The sequence below is a fragment of the Ruegeria sp. CDSB113 genome (assembly GCF_059611045.1).
In genome coordinates, this window is sequence record NZ_JBXWOU010000010.1 from 17,994 (window position 1) to 37,860 (window position 19,867).

25 protein-coding genes are annotated in these 19,867 nt (G+C 53.4%); 7 read left to right on the plus strand and 18 right to left on the minus strand.

Translation table 11 applies throughout. The features are described 5' to 3' along the window. Window positions 1-18: 18 nt before the first annotated feature. From otnC to AC2FIS_RS16440, 7 genes are read right to left on the minus strand one after another with little or no spacing between them, the layout of a single operon-like run. Entirely contained in the window at window positions 19-660 is a 642-nt protein-coding gene (gene otnC / locus AC2FIS_RS16410) for a 3-oxo-tetronate 4-phosphate decarboxylase (RefSeq protein WP_496774424.1), read from the minus strand. Continuing rightward, window positions 657-1,934: a 3-oxo-tetronate kinase gene (gene otnK / locus AC2FIS_RS16415; RefSeq protein WP_496774425.1), complete on the minus strand. Its 1,278-nt coding sequence runs from the start codon at window positions 1,932-1,934 to the stop codon at window positions 657-659. Before otnK ends, otnC begins: the two co-directional genes overlap by 4 nt. Beyond that, on the minus strand, window positions 1,931-2,728 hold the full coding sequence (locus AC2FIS_RS16420) for an N-acyl homoserine lactonase family protein (RefSeq protein WP_496774426.1): 798 nt from the start codon (window positions 2,726-2,728) through the stop codon (window positions 1,931-1,933). Before AC2FIS_RS16420 ends, otnK begins: the two co-directional genes overlap by 4 nt. Further along, window positions 2,725-3,012, minus strand: a complete 288-nt coding sequence (locus tag AC2FIS_RS16425) for a putative quinol monooxygenase (protein ID WP_496774427.1) — start codon at window positions 3,010-3,012, stop codon at window positions 2,725-2,727. Before AC2FIS_RS16425 ends, AC2FIS_RS16420 begins: the two co-directional genes overlap by 4 nt. Next, on the minus strand, window positions 3,012-4,523 hold the full coding sequence (locus tag AC2FIS_RS16430) for a tripartite tricarboxylate transporter permease (protein ID WP_496774428.1): 1,512 nt from the start codon (window positions 4,521-4,523) through the stop codon (window positions 3,012-3,014). Before AC2FIS_RS16430 ends, AC2FIS_RS16425 begins: the two co-directional genes overlap by 1 nt. Before the next feature lie 4 nt (window positions 4,524-4,527). Then, window positions 4,528-5,277: a hypothetical protein gene (locus AC2FIS_RS16435; RefSeq protein ID WP_496761467.1), complete on the minus strand. Its 750-nt coding sequence runs from the start codon at window positions 5,275-5,277 to the stop codon at window positions 4,528-4,530. 57 nt (window positions 5,278-5,334) lie between these two features. Further along, window positions 5,335-6,342, minus strand: coding sequence for a Bug family tripartite tricarboxylate transporter substrate binding protein (locus AC2FIS_RS16440; protein WP_496761468.1), 1,008 nt, complete (start codon window positions 6,340-6,342; stop codon window positions 5,335-5,337). A 135-nt stretch (window positions 6,343-6,477) separates the two neighbouring features. On the opposite strand from AC2FIS_RS16440, the gene AC2FIS_RS16445 reads away from it, so the two are divergent. From AC2FIS_RS16445 to AC2FIS_RS16465, 5 genes are all read left to right on the plus strand, one after another. After that, the gene (locus tag AC2FIS_RS16445; RefSeq protein ID WP_496761469.1) at window positions 6,478-7,566 is read left to right on the plus strand and encodes an isocitrate/isopropylmalate dehydrogenase family protein; all 1,089 of its coding nucleotides are present in this window, start codon (window positions 6,478-6,480) and stop codon (window positions 7,564-7,566) included. Beyond that, window positions 7,563-8,594 (plus strand): Gfo/Idh/MocA family protein, encoded by a 1,032-nt coding sequence (locus AC2FIS_RS16450; RefSeq protein ID WP_496774429.1) that lies wholly within the window; start codon window positions 7,563-7,565, stop codon window positions 8,592-8,594. Before AC2FIS_RS16445 ends, AC2FIS_RS16450 begins: the two co-directional genes overlap by 4 nt. Beyond that, window positions 8,591-9,268, plus strand: a complete 678-nt coding sequence (locus AC2FIS_RS16455) for a GntR family transcriptional regulator (RefSeq protein WP_496774430.1) — start codon at window positions 8,591-8,593, stop codon at window positions 9,266-9,268. The genes AC2FIS_RS16450 and AC2FIS_RS16455 overlap by 4 nt, the downstream gene beginning before the upstream one ends. A 214-nt stretch (window positions 9,269-9,482) precedes the next feature. After that, window positions 9,483-10,583 (plus strand): Acg family FMN-binding oxidoreductase, encoded by a 1,101-nt coding sequence (locus AC2FIS_RS16460; protein ID WP_496774431.1) that lies wholly within the window; start codon window positions 9,483-9,485, stop codon window positions 10,581-10,583. Next, window positions 10,573-11,022 (plus strand): MarR family winged helix-turn-helix transcriptional regulator, encoded by a 450-nt coding sequence (locus AC2FIS_RS16465; RefSeq protein ID WP_496774433.1) that lies wholly within the window; start codon window positions 10,573-10,575, stop codon window positions 11,020-11,022. The genes AC2FIS_RS16460 and AC2FIS_RS16465 overlap by 11 nt, the downstream gene beginning before the upstream one ends. Window positions 11,023-11,343: 321 nt before the next feature. Here the strand turns inward: AC2FIS_RS16465 and AC2FIS_RS16470 are convergent, their stop codons facing one another. The 8 genes from AC2FIS_RS16470 to AC2FIS_RS16505 form a co-directional block, all read right to left on the minus strand. Then, window positions 11,344-11,514 carry a hypothetical protein gene (locus AC2FIS_RS16470; protein ID WP_282121329.1) on the minus strand — a complete coding sequence of 57 codons (171 nt, stop codon included), beginning with the start codon at window positions 11,512-11,514 and terminating at the stop codon, window positions 11,344-11,346. A gap of 257 nt (window positions 11,515-11,771) precedes the next feature. Continuing rightward, complete coding sequence (locus AC2FIS_RS16475) at window positions 11,772-12,272, minus strand: CIA30 family protein (RefSeq protein ID WP_496774434.1); 501 nt, start codon at window positions 12,270-12,272, stop codon at window positions 11,772-11,774. Between the two features lie 65 nt (window positions 12,273-12,337). Beyond that, window positions 12,338-12,790 carry a TspO/MBR family protein gene (locus AC2FIS_RS16480; RefSeq protein WP_496774435.1) on the minus strand — a complete coding sequence of 151 codons (453 nt, stop codon included), beginning with the start codon at window positions 12,788-12,790 and terminating at the stop codon, window positions 12,338-12,340. Between the two features lie 13 nt (window positions 12,791-12,803). Continuing rightward, window positions 12,804-13,307 carry an aggregation factor core gene (locus AC2FIS_RS16485; RefSeq protein ID WP_496774436.1) on the minus strand — a complete coding sequence of 168 codons (504 nt, stop codon included), beginning with the start codon at window positions 13,305-13,307 and terminating at the stop codon, window positions 12,804-12,806. A 136-nt stretch (window positions 13,308-13,443) separates the two neighbouring features. Beyond that, window positions 13,444-13,827: a nuclear transport factor 2 family protein gene (locus AC2FIS_RS16490; RefSeq protein WP_496774437.1), complete on the minus strand. Its 384-nt coding sequence runs from the start codon at window positions 13,825-13,827 to the stop codon at window positions 13,444-13,446. A gap of 145 nt (window positions 13,828-13,972) precedes the next feature. Beyond that, window positions 13,973-14,353: a VOC family protein gene (locus AC2FIS_RS16495; protein ID WP_496774438.1), complete on the minus strand. Its 381-nt coding sequence runs from the start codon at window positions 14,351-14,353 to the stop codon at window positions 13,973-13,975. Then, the gene (locus AC2FIS_RS16500) at window positions 14,354-15,367 is read right to left on the minus strand and encodes a zinc-binding alcohol dehydrogenase family protein (RefSeq protein WP_496774439.1); all 1,014 of its coding nucleotides are present in this window, start codon (window positions 15,365-15,367) and stop codon (window positions 14,354-14,356) included. It lies immediately after the preceding gene. A gap of 26 nt (window positions 15,368-15,393) precedes the next feature. Further along, window positions 15,394-15,684, minus strand: a complete 291-nt coding sequence (locus AC2FIS_RS16505) for a putative quinol monooxygenase (protein WP_496774440.1) — start codon at window positions 15,682-15,684, stop codon at window positions 15,394-15,396. Window positions 15,685-15,786: 102 nt separating this feature from the next. Here AC2FIS_RS16505 and AC2FIS_RS16510 point away from each other — a divergent pair, with 102 nt between their 5' ends. Beyond that, window positions 15,787-16,674, plus strand: coding sequence for a LysR family transcriptional regulator (locus AC2FIS_RS16510; RefSeq protein WP_496774441.1), 888 nt, complete (start codon window positions 15,787-15,789; stop codon window positions 16,672-16,674). A 381-nt stretch (window positions 16,675-17,055) separates the two neighbouring features. On the opposite strand, the gene AC2FIS_RS16515 is transcribed toward AC2FIS_RS16510, so the two are convergent. The 3 genes from AC2FIS_RS16515 to AC2FIS_RS16525 form a co-directional block, all read right to left on the minus strand. Further along, complete coding sequence (locus AC2FIS_RS16515; RefSeq protein ID WP_496774442.1) at window positions 17,056-17,592, minus strand: hypothetical protein; 537 nt, start codon at window positions 17,590-17,592, stop codon at window positions 17,056-17,058. Further along, window positions 17,576-18,346 (minus strand): hypothetical protein, encoded by a 771-nt coding sequence (locus tag AC2FIS_RS16520; protein ID WP_496774443.1) that lies wholly within the window; start codon window positions 18,344-18,346, stop codon window positions 17,576-17,578. Before AC2FIS_RS16520 ends, AC2FIS_RS16515 begins: the two co-directional genes overlap by 17 nt. Window positions 18,347-18,420: 74 nt before the next feature. After that, window positions 18,421-18,936 (minus strand): DUF805 domain-containing protein, encoded by a 516-nt coding sequence (locus tag AC2FIS_RS16525; RefSeq protein WP_496774444.1) that lies wholly within the window; start codon window positions 18,934-18,936, stop codon window positions 18,421-18,423. A gap of 561 nt (window positions 18,937-19,497) precedes the next feature. Here AC2FIS_RS16525 and AC2FIS_RS16530 point away from each other — a divergent pair. Then, complete coding sequence (locus AC2FIS_RS16530; RefSeq protein WP_170337109.1) at window positions 19,498-19,797, plus strand: hypothetical protein; 300 nt, start codon at window positions 19,498-19,500, stop codon at window positions 19,795-19,797. The last annotated feature ends 70 nt before the right edge of the window (window positions 19,798-19,867 follow it).

Consider the following 19,867-nt stretch of genomic DNA (forward strand, 5'->3'; position numbering starts at 1 on the left):
CCCCCTATCGGTGTCCAACTACATCCTTCCAAAAGTCTCTTTGAGTTCTGCGACTTGTTCTGCATCCAACATCCGGGTTGGCATACCCCGCAGTGCCACGAGCAGCTTGGCTGTTTCTTCCAACTCTTCCGCTGCACAGACCGCTGAGAAGAGATCCATTCCTGATACGACGGGACCGTGATTGGCCAGCAGAACAGCACTATACTTGCCGCCCAGTTCGCGGATCAAATCACCGGATTTTGGATCACCGGGCTTAACGTATCGAACCAGTTTGACCGTGCCTACGCGCATGACCACGTATGGTGTAAGCGGCGGAATACAGTCATTGGGATCGGTGTCTTCCAGACACGACAGTGCGGTGGCCCAGGTCGAATGCAGATGCACCACTGCACGAGCTTCCGGCCGCGTCTCATAAAAGGCTTGGTGCAGAAAGACCTCCTTGGTCGGCTTGTCTCCGGAAACGTGGTTGCCATCCAAATCAATCTTGGCAATTCGCTCGGGGTCAACATTGCCTAAAGTCGAATTCGTTGGCGTCATGAGAATCCCGTCCGGTAAACGCGCAGAGACATTGCCCGCAGTGCCAACGGAAAAGCCACGCACAAACAGCGAGGCACACAGCTCCGACATCTGCTGCCGCAGCGCCATTTCTTCAGAGCTCATTTGCCCGACTCCATCATTCTCAGCGCTTTCGCGAAAAAATCCGGAGCGCCAAAGTTTCCGGATTTCAAAGCCATCGCAATGGGTTCAGTTTTTCCAACGCTCAGGACAGGTACGCCTGGGTCAATCTCTGTCCCAATTGACATGGCCGGTGACCCCAGTGCCTCAGAGACAGCCTGGGCGACAGCTCCCGACGTCTCTCCTCCGGCCACGACAAGGCGCTCATAACCCGTTTGGACAAGTTCCCGTGCAGTTTCTGCAAAGAGATTATCCAGCCTGTTCGCTACAGCTTCCTGACCAAATTGATTTTGGATCGCTCGCACATCATCCGGACTTCCCGATGAATATGCGAGCGGCGCCTGACCCCGATGCGCTTTAAAGAAATCCAGAAGCGTTTGCGTGGTCACATCCCCGGACATGACACCCGGAACATCAATGGCGAAGGTTGGATGGGATTTCGCATGAACATCGATCTGCCCGCGGGTCGCACCTGAACAAGAACCCGCAAGGATCGCGGCAGGCCCTGCGATACCAGTGAACGCACTGCCAGCACTTTTGGATGAAGTCTCTCTCAGGAAGTTTCTTGGTAGACCCAGCGCTATACCCGATCCCCCGGTAATGAGCTTGGCATCTTTTATAGCTTCGCCCCAGGCCAACAAATCTTCATCCGAAATCGCATCGCCAATCACAAATCGTTCGTCGGCTTTCTGCAAAGCATCAGCAATCGCCTTTGAACCTTGCTTCACAGTGTCAATTGACACCAACCCAACCGCTTCTTCAGTCTGATACTGCAACCATCGCCCGATGTTGGCATCCCTCATCGGAGTAAGAGGGTGATTTTCCATCCCAGACTCGTGCAACAACTTACCAAGCACAAAGAGATGACCGTAATAGATAGTACGCCCCGTTGTCGGAAAGGCCGGACAGAAAATCACTTTTTCCGCGCCCAGTTCGTTGGCCAGCGCTTCCGCAACGGGACCGATGTTTCCCTCCGTCGTGGAATCAAAGGTCGAACAATATTTGAAGATGAACTGCTGGCATCCTTGGTCCACGAGCCATCGCAAGGCACTCAAACTGTCTGCAACAGCTTCCTCGACCGGTCCAGTGCGGCTCTTGAGCGATACGACACCCGCTTCGATCTCCTCGTCGGCTGGGATATTGGGAACACCCGGAAACTGCGCGGTTCGTAATCCGCCTTCCGGCTCAACGCCTTTTGCCAGGGTGTTCGCTACATCACTCGCACCGGTAAAATCGTCCGCTATGACACCGATCTTCATAATTTGATGTCCCTGGTTGGCCCGAAATCCAGCCTATGGATATGCGGTGCCGCTCCGACGGGAAAAATCTCTCGCACAAGTGGATCATGGCCGGGCACGATGAGTCGAGGGTGCGAGGCCAACCTCTCGAGCGTCTCGAAACCATCCATCATGTCTTGCAGGTCGACGACGATGGGAAACGCTTTGCGCGCCATGAAATTCTCATAGTAATGCGAGGCATCAGAGGCGAGCACCATCCACCCGGCTTCCGTTCTCACGCGAACGCATTGCAACCCGCGCGAATGCCCACCGATGCAGTGCACCGTGATCCCATCTGCAATCTCGGTATCTCCATCGTAGAACACGACCTTGCCTGAATAGAGACGCTTTATGACCTCGCAGACATGGCCGGCCGTGAAAGGCGCGCGCAGATGGTCGTGGCACATGCAGGGGCCTGTGGCGAAGGCCATCTCCGCCGATTGCATATGCAACTTCGCGTTCGGGAACATATGCAGCCCACCCGCGTGGTCATAATGAAGATGGGTCACGATGATGTCTGTCACCGCTTCCGGCGTGATGTCCAAGGGGCGCAGAGCCTCGCGTGGGTCCATCGCAATGGGACGACCACGGGCGGCGGCCTCATCGGAGTCGTAGCCGGTATCGACCAGAATGACTTCGTTGCCGCGCTTCAATACCCAAACGAAATAGTCCATCGCGTGAGGTGCGTCGTGATTGTCATCCAAGATGAAGCTGTCGCGTCGAGTGCGGGCATTGCGATCCGCATACTTGACAGCGTGAATCTCCCAATCGTTCATCGGATGACCTCGAAATACTGGTGAACTGTCTTCGTGGCGATCATATCAGCCACAGCCGCATCGAAGGATTTGAAATGCGCGCTTTCCAGGTGGGCGGAGAACGCCGCGCTGTCATCATAAACCTCATAGAGAAAAACTGTCTCGGGATCGTCGCCGAGGCAAACGTCAAACTGCTGGCATCCGGCTTCGTCACGCAAAGAGGTTGAAGCGTTTTCAACCATCAGCGGTAAAAAAGTGTCTCTCGTACCGGGTTTGAGAGTGAAAGTGACAGTGACTACAAACATCAGACAGAAAGTCCTTTCAGACGTGAGAAAGCGCGCTTTGCAACGGGCAACTGGCTGAGGATCAGACCAATGTTGAGCACCAGCAGAATGGCCGCACCGGGTCGTGAAAAGAAGACCGAAAGATCCCCGTCCGACAAGAACAGCGACCGGCGGAATGTTTCGTCAAACAGGCTGCCCAAAATAACACCTATCACCAACGGCGCGATTGGGTATTTCATCAAGTTCATGAAATAGGCAACGGCGCCGACGCCAAGCATCAGGTAAAGATCATTGATGCCACCACCGACGCTGAAAGACCCAATTGTTGTTAGAACCATCACAACCGGCAAGAAGATAGTCTGCGGAATGGCGAGTATTCTGATGAAAACCCGAGCAGTGAACAGGCCCATAAGGAACATTGTCAGGGAGGCCAACACAAGTATTGCAACCACGCGCAGAATGATCTCGGGATCTATCGTGGGGCCCGGGATCACGTTGTTGATCTTGAAAGCCCCCATCAAAGCCGCGGCGGGTGGTGAACCGGGAATGCCCAACACCAAGAGCGGGATTAGCGCGCCCCCAATGCAGGCGTTGTTTGCTGTTTCAGAGCACAGCAGACCTTCCAATGACCCTTTTCCAAACTTGTCGCCCTCGGCAGATACGGTCTTGCCGACACCGTAACTGACCCAACCGGCGACATCTTCGCCCACGCCGGGAAGCGCTCCTACCCCGGTCCCGATCACTCCTGACCGGCCAATGGTGGGCAGGTAGCGTCGGATGGAGCGTAGGTTCGGAAAGATGCGACCTTTCAGGGCCAGAACTTTCCCGGCCTCAACGTGCCTTAAACCGTCGATGATTTGGGGAATGGCAAATGCCCCCATCAAAACCGGCACGACCTGAAACCCGCTCATCAAGTAAGACCAGCCGAAGGTATAGCGCGGTTCAGACAACAGAGGGTCAAGCCCCACCATGGACATCGCAAGCCCGATCAGACCGGCGATCCATCCCTTGATCACCAGGTCTTCGCTCATCAAAGTGCCAGAAAGCAGAATGCCGAAAAGGGCCAGCAAGGCTTTCTCCGGGCTTGCGATGTTCTTTGAAACCAAAAGCAGCGCCCAGACAAAGATCAAAAGCGTGATGGTCCCGATAACCGTGCCAATGAAACTGGCCGTCGTGGTCAGCCCAAGTGCTTCACCCCCTCGACCCGCTTTGGCCAGAGGGTAGCCATCCATGGCCGTCGCCGCGCTGGCTGCCGTGCCCGGAATGTTCAGCAAAATAGACGGGTAAGAGCCGCCGTAAATCGCGCCGACATATGCCCCGAGCAAAGCGATAAGCGAATAGTCCAATGGGATCTTGTTGCCGAAGAAACCCGTCAGGATCGTCACTGCCAGCGTTGCGGTCAGGCCGGGCAATGCGCCGAAGGTGATGCCCAGGAACACGGATGCGATCAAATACAGATAGGTCAGCGGGTCTACTGCCAGGCCCACGAATGCGGTCCCAAATCCAGCCAGTTGCGAAAGGATAAAGTCCATCCGGTCAATCTTTCCATAACGGACGAAGCGTCACGTAGTAGTGGTATTCGATTTGCTTGAAGATCAACCCGCCGCGCGCGGGCACGTTCTGCCGGAAAACAAAGGCCATCGCACAAACGAGGATGAGCGGGGCAAGTATTGCCACCAAAGGAACGAACCGCAAAACGCGTTCGGAAACCGCCTTGCTCAACACCACAAGTGTGAGCGAGACCCATAAGGCCAGTGTAAACCAATCATCACTGTGTGCGTTCCAGTCCGCCTGCGCGGGAAATACAGCAAACGCAAATAGCCCGGCAGAGACAACCGCGCTACAGGCCACCAAAGCACGCCGCGCATGACCTCCGTAGTAGCCGTAAGTCAAAGCTGTAATCAGCAACCCAGAACACAGAATGAAGTCCACTCTGGGAACGAGCCCCACGACATAGGCAAGAAGGATCAGGCCTATTGTAGAAGCTCGATAGGCTTCCGACTTATCCCATCCGATGCCCAAAGCACTGAGCGCGTTTTGGGCACCACCTGAGCGGATTGAAATAGCCAGCAAAACGAAGGACAAGCCAAGCAATCCCCCGAAGATGAACAGCGGTACAATTGCAGCCGAGTTGTACCAATCCGATCCACTTACACCTGCGCGGTTTTCGCCCCAAAGTGGAATGTCCGACGTCTTCCAAAGAAAAAAGACGGACACTGTTATAAGAACAATTGCTGCCCAAAAGTCGCGCGACCGCATGACCAGTGTTTCGTCAGGTTTGTCCATTGCCTGCCTCCTGAGGGAAAGGGCGCGATCAAGCGCGCCCTTTCAAAATTGATCGGATTAGGGTTGCGCGATACCCAGCGAGGCCGGATCCACTGTGGCAGCGCCAAGGTCTTGCAAGGTATAGGCAAAAGTAGCCTCGAGGTTCGCAAACAGTTCTTGAGCTTCTTCACCGTGTTGACCACCGACATCGTAATTGTTTGCCGCGGCCCATTCGGCGACGGTGTCGGAGGCAATAGCTTGCTCGAAGGCATCACCAAGCGCGGCCTTTACGTCGTCCCCGGCTGAACTGTGGACTGCAAACCCGATGGCCTGTTTGAGTGGTAAATACTGATCGAGACCGTCATAAATGCCAAAGGCAGAAGGCACCGTTGCCCCTGCAATCTGCGCATCTTCGGGCGTCAACATCGCGAGCGGTTTAAGTTGACCGCCTTCAATCAACGGAGCCTGTTCAGCCAGTGACGTCACAACCAACGCAACTTCACCCGCTATCGCTGCTTCCTGCCCGGGCGCTGAGCCTTTGTATGGAACAAACTTGAATTCTGCACCGGCCCCTTTTTCGATGGCCAGAAGATTCAAGTGGTGGATCGAACCCGCGCCGGAGGCCGCCGCTGGAATAGTGCCAGGAGCAGCTTTTGCAGCATCAACCAGTTCTTCCAGCGTATTGTAAGGGCTGTCCGCCGGAACCGAGATCAGATCAGGTGATCCGCCAACAATAAACGGATACCAAAAATCAAATTTCTTATCCCAACCACCTTGCACAGCAGCGGTGACGTTGGACTCTGACAGACCAACCAATGTATAACCATCGTCTGGTTGGTTCATGACATAGACCATCCCGTTGGAGCCTGCGACGCCACCTGTTTGATTGATCACATTGATCGAAACCGGAAGGTGTTTTTCCATCTCGGCCATGATCATTCGGTTGATCGTGTCCGTGCCACCACCGGCCCCCCAGACCACAGCTGTGGTGATATCACGATAGGGATAATCCTGCGCAGCAGCTGCCCCTGTAATCCCGGTCGCCATCACGGCTGCGGCCGCCAACCGCCCTAGCTTTAGTTTCATTTCCAAGTCCTCCCAAACAACTTTGCGTTTATTATTGCATTTATTTGCGTATACATTAAAGAATGCATTGTCAACGGACTGTAGTGAAAGCTGCTATCGCGCTATGAATGCGAAACGGGAAGGAAGCGGGCTAAGATGAAAAAAAGTTATGATGTGGCAGTGTTCCACGGGGACGGAATCGGCCCTGAAATTATGGCCCCTACGCTTGGAATCCTGCGTCAGCTCTCGCGCGGCAGTCCTTCCTACGAACTGGTGTTTACAGACGCTCCGGCAGGCGCAGGCCACTACGCCAAAACTGGAGAATCGTTTCCGGCTGGATCACTCGAAACCGCACGCAATGCGGACGCAATTCTGCTGTCTGCAATGGGCTTGCCGGATGTTCGTTACCCTGACGGAACCGAGATTTCACCGCAGATCGATCTGCGAAAGAAACTGGGACTTTTTGCTGGTGTGCGGCCAGTAAAGGTAAGCAGCGGACAAATGACCCCTTTGGCGCTGCCTCCCGAAAAAGAGATCGACTTTGTCTTAATACGCGAAAGCACAGAAGGGCTGTTCTTCACCCAAGGCGCTGGCGAAGTTACCGATGACGAAGCACGTGAAACTCTGCTGATCACTCGTGAGGTGTCCGAAAAACTGTTCCGGTTCGCGTTTGAACTCGCCCAGAACCGCAAAAGAACCGGGCGCGGTCCGGGTCGAGTTACATGTGTCGACAAAGCCAATGTATTCCGCGCCTTTGCATTCTTCAGATCGATGTTTGATGCAGAAGCCGCCCACCATCCCGAATTACAGGCAGACCATGCTTATGTTGATGCTACCGCTCTGTGGATGGTTCAAAAGCCTTGGGAATTTGACGTTTTGGTCACTGAGAACATGTTCGGAGACATTCTCTCCGACCTTGGTGCGGGTCTCATGGGTGGTCTAGGACTGGCGCCATCAGCGGATATCGGGTTGAACCACGCTGTATTCCAACCCTGCCATGGTTCCGCTCCCGACATTGCGGGACAGGGTATTGCCAACCCGTTTGCGATGATCTTGTCCGCAGCAATGATGCTTGAATGGTTGGGGTTCACCCATGATCATCCAGACCTGTCCAGCGACGGCGAACGATTGCGTGAAGCCGTGGAAAAGGTGACGGCGAACGGACAGAACCTGACCCGTGACCTAGGTGGAACGGCCGGAACGCAGGGTGCCGCGGCATCGGTATTGGAAGCAATGCGGGCATGAATACTCAACAAGCCATCAGGGTCGCGTGCGTGGGTGCGGGGTATTTCAGCAGGTTCCACTACGAAAGCTGGTCCCGAATGCCCGGAGCGGTTCCGATTGCATCCTGCAACCGTGATATCAACAAGGCGAAAGAAACAGGACTGGCCGCTTACGATGATCTATCAAAAATGCTGGAGGCGGAAAAACCAGATCTCGTGGACATCATCCTTCCACCTGTGGCGCAGGCCGACGCCATTCGAACTGCGCTGCATTCGGGCATAAAATGGCTGATCTGCCAAAAACCTTTCTGCATGTCTCTGGATGAAGCGGAGAAAATCGCCTCCGAGGCTGAGGCGGTAGGCGCAACTATTGTTGTGCACGAGAACTTTCGCTTCCAGCCTTGGTATCGCGCAATCAAAGAGGCGATGACCGAGGGTCGAATTGGTACACCTCTCCAAGCGACTTTCCGGCTTCGGCCCGGCGACGGACAGGGACCACGCGCCTACCTAGACCGGCAGCCGTACTTTCAGAACATGCAACGTTTCCTTGTTCACGAAACAGCGGTTCACTGGGTAGACACATTCCGATTTTTGTTCGATACGCCCAGCGCAGTTTATGCGGACTTGCGCCAAGTTAACCCAGTTATCGCAGGCGAGGATGCAGGTTACATCCTGTTTGACCACGCCAACGGTTTAAGAGCTCTGTTCGATGGCAACAGATGCCTTGACCACTGCGCCGAAAACCTGCGTCAGACCATGGGCGAAGCGCTCATCGAAGGAACGGAAGGATCACTGGTTCTTAACGGCGACGGTTCAGTCGAGATCCGCGCTTTTGGAAAACAGGAGCGACAGCAGATTCTACCTCCAAGCGATCATGATGGGTTTGGAGGAGACTGCGTCCACGCCTTGCAAAGTCACGTCGTTTCAGGCCTTCTAAGAGGCACGCCGTTGGAGAACACGGCTCGAGACTATTTGGACGTGATCCGCATCGAAGAAAGCATCTATCTCTCGGCTGCGGAGGGACGAAAGATCAACCTGGAGACGCCGTGAAGGATCAGGACGCAAAAACTCTTTCCAATACGCAACGCGCTGTTAGGGATTTGCGCCAAATGATCCTGTCCGGCGAACTTGCGGCCGGAACTGACCATCTGGAATCGGAACTCGCCGAGACCCTTGGCATGTCCCGCACCCCGATACGGGAAGCTGCGCTGATGTTGGAAAGTAAGGGGTTGCTGGAAATGCGGCCCCGCAAAGGTGTGCGAATACTGCCCGTTTCGTCGGACGATATGCGCGAAATCTATGACATCCTAACGGAACTCGAGAGTCTCGCAGCACAGCGCGCTGCCGAAGCGGGTTATTCAGATGATGAACTGGCGGTACTTGCCGGATCAATTGCAAAGATGGACCAAGCCATCGAAGCCGAAGACCTTGAAGCCTGGGCCGAGGCCGACGAGTTGTTTCACCAGGAGCTTGTTCGGTTGGGCGGCAACAAACGGGTCGAAGCGATTGTCGCCATGATGAGCGATCAGGTGCGTCGCGCGCGCGCATCGACGTTGTTCATCAGGCCCCTGCCCGTCAAGTCCAATGAAGATCACCGAGTCGTTTTCCAAGCGATTAGTGAAGGTCGACCGGATGTCGCCCGTGAACGCCATCGAGAACACAGGCTGCAAGCACAGGTTATGCTTTGCGGGATACTCGAAAAGCATCGGCTCACCAGCCTCTGATCTTCTCGTGTCCGGTCGTTAATCGCTTAAAATAGCTGCCTATTTTCGGCATTAAAGGCGCTCCGAATACTTGTCTCCCACGGCAGCCCACGGTTGCGTCCGGCTGCTCTGATTTACTTTTTTTCAAGCCACTCATCCAATCACCGCATTGACAGGGTTGAAGTAGTACGATTTCGTATTATTTAGTTCGATATCGTACTATTGGAGAGTCAAAATGCCAAACAGAAGACATTTTCTAAAAGTTCTAGGCGGAGGCACGATTTTGGCGGCAACGGGTGCGGTTGGATTCCTCGCTACACGCACGCCGCATGCCGCGCTGGCTCCGTGGACGCCAAAACCGTATGACGACCCACGCAAAACCGCTTTGTCCTACGCAATTCTCGCCCCCAATCCACACAATTTGCAACCTTGGCTGGTCGAGTTGGTTGGACAAGACAAGGTGCGCATCCACCGCGATCCTGATCGCGAGCTTCCGGAAACCGATCCTTACCACCGCCAGCTCTATATTGGCCTCGGTGCATTTGTTGAGACTATGGTCCTGGCGGCAGGTGCACAGGGATTTGATACCGAGGTCAAGATACTGCCAGATGGGAATGATGGACCTATCGCTGAAGCAGTGTTTGTTCCTGGTGGAGCACCCGACCCAATCTCAGATCAAATCCTCAAACGGCATTCCAACAAAGAACCATACACTGAACAGCGCCTCTCTGCCGACCAAGTGTCTACGCTTGGCGATTATGCAACTTTGATTACCGATGAAGATTTGGTGGCCCGTATTCAAGATCTTACGAAACGCGCTTTCGATATCGAAATGCGAACGCCGCAGACTCTGAAAGAATCCGTCGACCTGATGCGGATCGGGAAAGCAGAAATCAATGCCAACCCAGACGGGATTGAATTACGCGATCCCATGCTGGAAACGCTGCGACTTACCGGCCTATTGGACAATGAGACCCTGATGAACGTTGACCACCCAGGCACTCAGTCACACATGCGAGGCTACTTCGCCATGCTAGACGCGACGCCGCAATACGCAGTCCTCACGACAGCCTCAAATACGCGAAGCGATCAACTCGATGCCGGGCGTCAGTTGATGTGTTTTTACCTGAAGACAACCGAAATGGGCCTGGGCGTTCATCCGGTCAGTCAGGCCCTTCAGGAATATCCTGAGATGGCTAACGAATATGCTCTGGCTCATGAGCTTCTTGCGTCACCGGGCCACACAGTGCAAATGTTGCTGCGTTTGGGGTATGGACCCGAGCCAATCGCCACACCCCGCTGGCCGCTGGAGACACGAATTCTGAATGAAGCCTGAAGATGAGACCAACGAAGTCTACCGGTTCTTCACCGAGGTCGGGATCATCAATCAGTTGATCTCGACCAAGCTTGAAGCGTTCTTACCTGGTCGAATGACGGCGACTCAATTTGGAATTTTGGGCCATCTGGTACGGCGGCCCGAAGGTGAAACCCCACTGCAACTCTCAAACGGGTTTCAGGTGCCCAAGACTTCGATGACGCATATGCTCGCCAGCCTTGAAAATCATAACTTGATCACTCTTGAGACCAACCCAAAGGACAAGCGTTCGAAAATTGCCCGGTCAACGCCGCAAGGCGCAGAGTTCCTGAAAACTTGTATGGAGCGGATGTCGGAAGCCCTGGCTCCAATTTTGTCCGAACTCGGGGCAAGTCCATTTCACAATTCGCTGCCGAATCTGACGCTCATACGCGAAGCTTTGGACAGCGAACGGGACTAGGCAAAAACCGGTGTTAGCCAGATTACGAAGCCAAATTCTTAGAACATCATGCAATCTCCGCCCGGGGGGAACGCCAAGGATCGGCGCAAGGTTGTGTGAGTTTGAAATTTCCAGCGCTTCAAACCAAGGTGAAGAACTGGAGCAGTTTCTTAAATCACAGCGAGACCCGAGGGAGGTCCCGTATCGCGCAACAACTATAGAAGAGCCTATCGCGTCACCATTCTCGGCGCTGAGTGTTCCTTGGCTTTGGTGTTACCAATTGCAGAGTTCGATCTGATTTACCCTAACTCACAGAAAGCCTGGTGTTGTGCCCCGAAGCGCTCAAGCTTCAGCGATCATTGTGCCCCAGCTGGAAAAGCCACTCTCTGTCTCACAGATGATCGTTTCCGCCCCGGTTACCTCATCGTTCCCAAAGTAGCACTCCGCAAACGCACCAGTGCCAACAAATGATAGGGTCAGGGCAACAAGGCCCAATGCTGCAATCCTCTTCATGATACTCACTCCTTTAGATAAGCGTCATGTGGGAGTTGTTTTTTGCTAAAAGTACTTTGCTTTGATTAAGTATTTTTAACTTGGGACTGCCAGTCGAGTTGTCTCTTCAGAAAGCAGCACACTCTGAATGTTCGCTCAGAAAAGACAGGTTCAGCATCTAAAAAAGAAACAGCACATCCGCATTCAGGAACTGACAGAAGAAGAAATACCGGCGTTGCGGACCTATTTGAAGAACACAGCCCTCGTTTGAGAGACCTTCAGTAGAATCCAATCTCGCTGACATCTACGCTGGCCTCGTGATCGCGCCCGTAGGCTACAACTCCAACAGAGGTGATTTCGTTAGCAACGGGAATAGCGCGCAACATGGCACCTGAAGCCTTGAAGCCTGACAGAGGTAAAGAGACTTCGGTCCATTTGTCAGAAGTTGCGAACTCGGCCTGATAGTATTGCCACGGAAGCACCGTGCCACGTGTCCTGAGGTGGACGAAGTATTGCTCGCCATTCCCCCGTACCAACAGCCTGACGCCCGATACACTTGCATCTGGCCTGTCTGGCAACTTGCGTCGGAACTGGATGAAGCCGCCGTTGTTTTCTGTGCTGACGGTTCCGGTCAACCGCGCGAATCCACCATCACCTTCCGAACGGAACTGCACCTGCCCTGAGGAAACTCCTCCCATGACGGTGTCGGCAACGTAGTCCCAACGCGTCTCCGGAGACTCGGAGAAGTCTTCTGCAAGATTTTCATCAGCCTGTGCCATTGTAGATCCGATGATAAGAAGACTTGAAACAAGCCCAGCGAAGTTTCCACGCATATCGTTCTTTCTCAGTTCAGTATCGCGATAGAAAAGTTCAAGGCCGTGGCAAATGCGACCCATGCTAAGTACGGCACGAAGCCCAGTGCAGAAACCCTATCCGAGTCCCTGACTCGAGCGATGAACACGACGACGACAATCAGCAACCCGACAATGACCACAAGGGCAAACCACGGCTGTTGCAGTACGAAAAAGGTTGGGGACCACAAAAAGTTCAGACCCATCTGCGCCCACCACAGCTTCATGGCAGTCGAGCTTCGGTCTGCTTCGAACTGGCGCCAACCCGCCATAGCGATCAACACATAAAGCACCGTCCAGACCGGGCCAAATACCCAATTTGGTGGATTGAAAGCCGGTTTAGAAAGCTGAGCATACCAATCGCCAGGTGCGGTCAGTGTCCCGATCAGGATGCCGCCTCCCAACATGAGCGCAAGAAATGCTATGCGGATCAACAAATTCGACATTGCGGGACTGCTTTCAGCAATCCTTGGTCGTCACGTTGACAAGCGCTTCGGAAGAGAATGTTGCAGTACTGACCTTGTCCGCATCGGAATATGATACCGTGGCGCCTTCGATCTCCGACCCTGTTACGGTGATTTCGCGTTGCCCGATGGTGTCGTCTACATCGATGGTAAAGGCGAGTTTGTCCCCGGCTGGAAGGGAGGCGATCTCAAGTTCAATTGAATCTTGCCCGTCCACGACCACTGGAATTTGCCGCAGAGCATCCGCACCCTCAACGAATTCGAGAGGTTGAAAGACCTCTACGCCCGCACCTTTTTCGGTAACGTCGAAGATCAATCGTCCGGTAGATTGCGACAAATCAATTTTGACAGTCGAGGCATCTACTTCGCACGCTCCGACATTTGTCAGAACAAAACGGTCCTTGGGTGCGCCCTCTATGAACCGAATTTGTACACCAGCTTGAAGCGAAGTAGCTGCAAACAATCCAAGGGTCGCGGCAAGATTACTCTTCGAGAGCATATTTATCTCCTTTCTAAAAGGTTCTTGATAAATACGCTTCGGCGGGTTTCTTGGATCAGACTTATGACTTTTAACTATCGTGGCTCAGCCGACAGGGCCTTTCGAAGTTCCATGCACCGCTGTCAGAACGGTTAAGTCAAAACATGCCATTGTCATTCTCGCTGTTTGCTGGAACTTCCTGAAGAACGTCCCAATGTTCGACAACCTTACCATCAGCATCCAGGTGAAAAATATCGATCCCTGCGTACTCGAGACCATCGGGCCAGATTTGGTGGCAATGCAGAATTACGTGATCGTCTTCAGCAAAGGCACGTTTGATGTCCACGCGCTTTCCCGGGTATTCGGCGGCCATGCGCTCGAAGTACTCGACAAAAGCTTGCTTGCCGTCGCCAACATGCGGGTTGTGCTGCGTATAGGTTTCACCAACAAAGGTCGCTATGGCCTCGGCAGGTCGACACTCGTTGAACATCATTTCGTAGAAAGCGATGACGTTTTTCTTGTTTGTTTCGAGGTCCGGCATGCTGATCTCCAAGTCGACGTTTGCACCTCCCGAAAATGTTGACCCGCGTAGTTCTAGGAAGCAACCCCGGCAAGGATCTCAATCCCTAATCGACAAGAAGTTACGAGCATGATTTTGCGTTCCATCTATTTCGCGGGTTAGCCACTTACTCGGTTTCTTCGAAGTCTATATGAATATGATTTCCATCAGGATCGGCCACATGGATTTGGACCATTCGAACCCCCGGGACGTCAGTTTTTCGATACTGGATCTGACTCGAGATCAGCTTTTCTTCGAATGCGCTCAGCCCCGTGGCTGAGAGCGCAAAATGCTCGAGCTTGAGTTTCACTTCGGAGCCGACATTTGGCGTGCCTTCGTGACCCACAAGGTGAACCACGGCGTGATCACCCGCATACAACCAAGCCCCGGAAAACGGAAAATCAGGGCGGGCCCCTGATTTCAAACCCAAGACCTCTTCATACCAAGTAGACATTTCAGACAACTTAGTTGTTACGATATTCACATGATCTAGCCGCTCAATTCTCATCTAAAAACCCTCAAGCACAAGCTTACCTTTGGCCTTGCCGCTTTCGAGGATAGCATGCGCTTTCATTAAGTTTGCAGCATTGATTGTACCAAGTGTATCGGTTGCTGTGGATCTGATCTTTCCATCGTCTATCAACCCGGCAACCTGATTCAGGATTTCGCTTTGACGGTTCATATCTCCAGTCCCAAAAAGCGACCGAGTGTACATGAACTCCCAATGCAATGAGATCGATTTGGGTTTGAATGGCGCGATGTCAAAGGTCTCAGGATCATCGATCAACCCAAAGCGACCTTGAGGTGTCATCACCTCTCCGGCTTGAGACGCATAAAGCTGGGAATGGTTCGTTGAATAGATGAAATCCACGCTTTCGATACCGAGAGCCCCGAGTTGTGTGCCAAAAGGTTCCGCATGGTTGATGACATGGTGTGCGCCAAGCTCTTTAACCCAGTCTTGTGTTTCGGGTCGGGACGCCGTCGCTATCACTGTCAATTCAGTGAGAGCCCGGGCCAATTGAATGGTGATTGACCCGACACCGCCTGCGCCACCAATAACCAGCAACGTTTTTGTCCCGCCGGGAATGGCATCTTGGACTCGCAAGCGGTCGAACAGCATCTCATAAGCAGTGAGCGTCGTAAGCGGCATCGCCGCAGCCGCTGATGCAGGTATGGATTTTGGAGCAGCCCCCACGATGCGCTCATCCACAAGATGGTATTCGGCATTGGTTCCAGGCCGATTGATCGCCCCGGCATACCAAACGGTGTCTCCCGGTTTGAAAGCCTCGACCTCTTCGCCAACGGCTTCGACGATCCCTACGGCGTCCCACCCTAGAATGTCAGGTGCCGGTCCCTCAGGAGCACGCCGTTGCCGAATTTTTGTGTCGACCGGGTTCACCGAAACGGCTTGCACTTCGACAAGCAAATCATGACCTGACGGGGTGGGTTTGTCTGCTTCGAATTCGATCAACGCATCCGCCTGATCAATTGGCCCGGCCGTACGAAATCCAACAGCTTTCATGGCGTGCTCCTCGTTCTGGTTCAAAATCAATCGATGACGGTCATCTCATTCAATGTGAATTCGGCGACCGCTCCGTCTGTCGCCGCCATGTATGCAGCCAGATGTGAGGCCCCCATATGAGTCTGCCAAAGCTCTCGGCTTTCCCAGTTTTCGTAGAAAACGAAATGAGTCGGGTTATCGTTGTCTTGGTGCAGGTCGTAGTTGATGCAACCTTTTTCAGACCGGGTGATGTCGATGAGCTTGGTGAGTTCTGCTTTGACAAGGTCGATCTTGCCGGGGTTGGCTTTGATGTTGGCGACAATGGTCAGCTTGGCCATCAGGTCGTTCCTTTGCTGTTTCGTTGATGTCGTAGATTTACGCCGCCGTCAAAACGGGATAAACAGCCATTCATCGGAAATATAATCCGGAAATACCGACTAATGCTATTCGACAACCTCCGCCTCTTCCTGACCATTGCCGAGAAAGGCAGCCTTGTCGCGGCGGCCCGAGAGACAGGTTTATCGAGCACAACTGTCTCCGAACGGCTCGCTGCGCTGGAATCACACTACGGTGTGGTATTGTTCAACCGAACGACACGCTCAATCAGTTTGACCGAAGAGGGTCGGGTCCTGATCGATGGCGCCAAGAGCATTCTCAGTGAAGTCACCGACCTCGACACCCGCATTCGCCTCGGCGCCGAAACCCTTTCTGGCCTGATCCGCGTCAGTGCGCCTATTGATTTAGGTCGTGGTGTTGTCTCTGACGTGATCTCTGAATTCACCGAAGAGAACCCGGCTGTGTCATTAGAACTGTCGCTATCCGATGGCTATGTCGATCTCGTGGGTCAGGGTTTTGACTTGGCTGTTCGGTTTGGGGACATCACCGACAGCTCACTCCGAATACGCAACCTTGGAAGCTACCAGCGTTTCGTCTGCGCAGCACCCAGCTATCTGGCGACATATGGAGCACCAGAACTGCCCGAAGACCTCGCAAATCATAACTGCCTGGTTATGCGTTTCGGTGGTTCGCTCGACAACGTTTGGGAGTTTGGCGCAGGCCGAGAACGCCAGCTTGTTCCAGTCAAGGGAAACCGAATTGTAAATGATGGCTCGCTTATCCGCAGTTGGGCTCTGGCAGGCCATGGCATTGTGTTGAAATCGGAACTGGATGTTGGCGATGATGTCAGAGCCGGAAAGCTTGTGGCCCTGTTAGGCGAATTCCTCCCACCACCCAAGCCACTACAAATGATGTTTCCACCCGGCCGAGCCCAACCTCGCCGAGTGGCGGAGTTCGCGCAGTATCTACGCCGGAAAATGGGTGCGATCTGACCCAAACGGGAACAGGCAGCCGCGAACTGTTCCAAGAGGGCAATTCTTCAGCGCTCAGTTTCAAGATCACTCAACGACCCGCCACTTTTTTGGAAGTCGCGCCAGACCCAGACCATTCGATCTACAAACCACATTCTACCACCTGAGATCATAACGATTCCAAGGCAGATGAACCCGATATCGAACTTCCACAAAATTGTAGGTTTGCGCATAACGGGCATTTCCGACGTTGATTTCATTAAAGAAAATCTTGGAAGTTCGCCAATAACTCTGCGCGGTATTTCCGCATAACTTTGCACGATTTGCCCATAACTTTGCATGCTACGGAGAACCCATCGAACAAACAGGCTCTCAGGCTTATCTGCGGTGCCCAATTGCAGTTTACTCCCAATCACTAGCAGACGAGCGCCACGTCGTAGCTTCCGCATCCCAAACACTGGCCGTGACGCAAGGCGTTGGGTTTACTCCGTAGCAATTGGATCCATGAATATCTGCCACGACAACGCGTTGACGCCCAAAATCAACAACAGTCCAGCCTTGATTGAGCAATGAATGAACCTCTTCTTTTATCAGGAAGTGCGACATGCATCCGCCAGTTCCGCAATAAAGAGATGCGGCGCTTGAACACGCGAAACCAGACTCATTCAGAACCCAGTCGTGTTGTAGATCTCCGTCGAGATCGACCCTTTCAACTGCGCCCCAGGCTATATCAAACTGACCGTCGTTGAACTCAGCGCAGGCTCGTGCCGCCAGATCAACCTTCGCCTGCAAACCGGGCGGAAGTTGCGAAACATCAGCCGCAACAGCTGGTGGGGTCCAAACAAGGCCCGAAGCAAGCACAATCCCGGCGACCAAACATTTCATCTGACGCGCTATTTGGAAAGCTGGTTTGCAGGAGGTATCAATTGCACTGATCATACCTGTAGTCCCCATATTCCAGCCAGTTTGCCGAGCCGTCGCTAAAAATCAGAAACTCGGACCTGTCTTCTCCAAGCAGGGCGACGACAAATCCAGCGGGCGGCTCAGAGTTCCCGAAGTAACTGTAGGCCGTCATGGCTCTGATCGACTCGCCGTTAACCGCTACTCGCACGTCCCACTCCCCCTCCGGCTTGTCCAAAATTACGGGTTCGATCACGCGCTCTATCGCTCCGCCACCACAATAGACGATGCCTTCGGGCGCTTCGTAGGAGGTCTCTTGGCTAACTTCTGAAACGCACGCAGAACGAAGGGACCGAATTGCTGCGCTGGAACCTTTCAAGTCAAAGATCCCATAGCTGACATCTTGATCAATCATCGACAGATTAACCGATGCATTGGCCGCAAGCTGATCCAGAACAAATCCATAGTCCGGCTGACTATTGAAACTGACCTCGACGGGATAGTTGTCGACGATCTGCACGGCAGCGTTTTCTGCGCCAACCTGAAATGCTCCAACTTCGGTGGTGCCGTTCTTCAAAAAACGAATGGAAAGCCCCTGCTTGTCCGCAATGTCCTGGCTGTCCTCGAATCCAGCCGGAGCAAAGCGAATACGGTCACACTGAAGTTCCAGCGTCATGTTTCCTGTCTGAATAAACGCATTGGGGTTGGGCCCGGAGCTGAACGACCACTCCGCTGATGCTGTGGTCGCCATTGCCATCAGTAGCATTCCAATGGAAATGGTTTTGCAGCTCATTTTTTTCTCTCCATTGAGTTACGGTTCGCACTGTCGTTCAGCAGAAGTTCCAGCCAATTGCCCGGACAGCCAGATCAGGAAACAGGTTCGCCGTATTCGTTTGCGCCTTCTTGGGAAGGTCGTGTCAGCCACCAGATCATAAGGATAGACAGAACCAATTGAAGAATTGAGACAACCACAATACCGGTCACGCCCAGTACTGCCGCGGGTCCTCGTAATGCATCGGGGTTTTCGGTCCCTTGCTCCAATACCGAAAAGAACGCCACCCCACCCAGCATAACAAATAGCGTTGTAATGCTGAGCGCCATCGGCAGCAGCAAATACCAGCCAGGTCGTCCTGTATCATGCAGCCTTCGCCAGCCGGCGGCCAGCATAGGTATGAGAACAGCCAGCTGGAAAACAGAGGACAGGACCCGAGATCCCTGGCCTGTTTCGGGGTTGGTCCCGAATATGATCTTATCCAGCACAGCTAAGGCAGCATTCACGAGAACCACAAACAAGAAGAACCACCAGTATTCTGAGCGTATAGCCCGACCGGAGAACTGGAAGTATTTCGAGAAACACGTCTTAACGGCTTCACCAAATCCCATCTTTCAATCCCTTCATTGTTTTTGTGCGGCCTCAAATCGCTTCGCCGCTCAGGGGAACACACTCGTAGCTCCCACTTACTTTTTTGTTTGAACGCAGAGGCCTATCGTACGAGAGCGTAGAAAAATTTACGCGCGAAAAAAATATTGATTTATAAAAAATTAGATTCAAACATGCGAATTCGACACGGCTTTATTTTACCTCCGTTGTTGTCGCTGTCGCCCGACTTATCGGGCCCTTCCGACTGCTAGAGTGAGTGCTGGCGGTTGGAAGGCACTTTACAATGATTGAGCGCTGGGAGGACGCGATGCTCAGACTTAACGTACTCGCCCTCTCTCCAAAACTCGCTCTAGCTCTTGCCAGCGACGTCATTCGGCCATCACGCGTTTTTGGCGACCCAGATATACAACGAAATATCGTTCCACCGACCAAGCCCCCCGCGACAAGTTGTTGGGAAGGGAAATTACAGGGTCGAAGTATGTTCCATAGCCTGCTCTGACGCGAGAACTTCAAACAAGCCCATCCAATTTCACTAGTTTCAAGGGAACCAGAGGGAGAAGAAAATGTCTAACAAGATGGTGATGATTGCAGGCGCAACATGTTTCGCACTGCTTGCGGCCTGCGACGATACGAGTACATCAAGCGCGTCCGCCGAGCTCACGCCGGCTCAGCAGGCGTGTTTGCGAGATGTAGCCAACACGACGAACAATTCGCAAGTCGTGGTGCTCTCATCCGCGTTTAGCGAGGCGGGAACACAGGTCACAGTCGGCGTTGGCGAGGATCGTGCTCCTTGGAATTGCATTGCTTACAGTGATGGCGCGACGGCTGGAATCGAGTTCCTGGGCGACGAAGGGGCATTGTGATCCGTTTGGTGCGCAGCTGAATACGGCTGCGCAGTACCGGCTCGCACTTCAGAAAACTCGGCTTGGCCTG

Excerpts from the sequence above, each read along its gene's own strand:
- otnC (WP_496774424.1), bottom strand. The coding sequence starts at position 660 with ATGAGCTCTGAAGAAATGGCGCTGCGGCAGCAGATGTCGGAGCTGTGT.
- otnK (WP_496774425.1), bottom strand. The coding sequence starts at position 1,934 with ATGAAGATCGGTGTCATAGCGGACGATTTTACCGGTGCGAGTGATGTA.
- AC2FIS_RS16420 (WP_496774426.1), bottom strand. The coding sequence starts at position 2,728 with ATGAACGATTGGGAGATTCACGCTGTCAAGTATGCGGATCGCAATGCC.
- AC2FIS_RS16425 (WP_496774427.1), bottom strand. The coding sequence starts at position 3,012 with ATGTTTGTAGTCACTGTCACTTTCACTCTCAAACCCGGTACGAGAGAC.
- AC2FIS_RS16430 (WP_496774428.1), bottom strand. The coding sequence starts at position 4,523 with ATGGACTTTATCCTTTCGCAACTGGCTGGATTTGGGACCGCATTCGTG.
- AC2FIS_RS16435 (WP_496761467.1), bottom strand. The coding sequence starts at position 5,277 with ATGGACAAACCTGACGAAACACTGGTCATGCGGTCGCGCGACTTTTGG.
- AC2FIS_RS16440 (WP_496761468.1), bottom strand. The coding sequence starts at position 6,342 with ATGAAACTAAAGCTAGGGCGGTTGGCGGCCGCAGCCGTGATGGCGACC.
- AC2FIS_RS16445 (WP_496761469.1), top strand. The coding sequence starts at position 6,478 with ATGAAAAAAAGTTATGATGTGGCAGTGTTCCACGGGGACGGAATCGGC.
- AC2FIS_RS16450 (WP_496774429.1), top strand. The coding sequence starts at position 7,563 with ATGAATACTCAACAAGCCATCAGGGTCGCGTGCGTGGGTGCGGGGTAT.
- AC2FIS_RS16460 (WP_496774431.1), top strand. The coding sequence starts at position 9,483 with ATGCCAAACAGAAGACATTTTCTAAAAGTTCTAGGCGGAGGCACGATT.
- AC2FIS_RS16465 (WP_496774433.1), top strand. The coding sequence starts at position 10,573 with ATGAAGCCTGAAGATGAGACCAACGAAGTCTACCGGTTCTTCACCGAG.
- AC2FIS_RS16470 (WP_282121329.1), bottom strand. The coding sequence starts at position 11,514 with ATGAAGAGGATTGCAGCATTGGGCCTTGTTGCCCTGACCCTATCATTT.
- AC2FIS_RS16475 (WP_496774434.1), bottom strand. The coding sequence starts at position 12,272 with ATGGCACAGGCTGATGAAAATCTTGCAGAAGACTTCTCCGAGTCTCCG.
- AC2FIS_RS16480 (WP_496774435.1), bottom strand. The coding sequence starts at position 12,790 with ATGTCGAATTTGTTGATCCGCATAGCATTTCTTGCGCTCATGTTGGGA.
- AC2FIS_RS16485 (WP_496774436.1), bottom strand. The coding sequence starts at position 13,307 with ATGCTCTCGAAGAGTAATCTTGCCGCGACCCTTGGATTGTTTGCAGCT.
- AC2FIS_RS16490 (WP_496774437.1), bottom strand. The coding sequence starts at position 13,827 with ATGCCGGACCTCGAAACAAACAAGAAAAACGTCATCGCTTTCTACGAA.
- AC2FIS_RS16495 (WP_496774438.1), bottom strand. The coding sequence starts at position 14,353 with ATGAGAATTGAGCGGCTAGATCATGTGAATATCGTAACAACTAAGTTG.
- AC2FIS_RS16500 (WP_496774439.1), bottom strand. The coding sequence starts at position 15,367 with ATGAAAGCTGTTGGATTTCGTACGGCCGGGCCAATTGATCAGGCGGAT.
- AC2FIS_RS16505 (WP_496774440.1), bottom strand. The coding sequence starts at position 15,684 with ATGGCCAAGCTGACCATTGTCGCCAACATCAAAGCCAACCCCGGCAAG.
- AC2FIS_RS16510 (WP_496774441.1), top strand. The coding sequence starts at position 15,787 with ATGCTATTCGACAACCTCCGCCTCTTCCTGACCATTGCCGAGAAAGGC.
- AC2FIS_RS16515 (WP_496774442.1), bottom strand. The coding sequence starts at position 17,592 with ATGATCAGTGCAATTGATACCTCCTGCAAACCAGCTTTCCAAATAGCG.
- AC2FIS_RS16520 (WP_496774443.1), bottom strand. The coding sequence starts at position 18,346 with ATGAGCTGCAAAACCATTTCCATTGGAATGCTACTGATGGCAATGGCG.
- AC2FIS_RS16525 (WP_496774444.1), bottom strand. The coding sequence starts at position 18,936 with ATGGGATTTGGTGAAGCCGTTAAGACGTGTTTCTCGAAATACTTCCAG.
- AC2FIS_RS16530 (WP_170337109.1), top strand. The coding sequence starts at position 19,498 with ATGTCTAACAAGATGGTGATGATTGCAGGCGCAACATGTTTCGCACTG.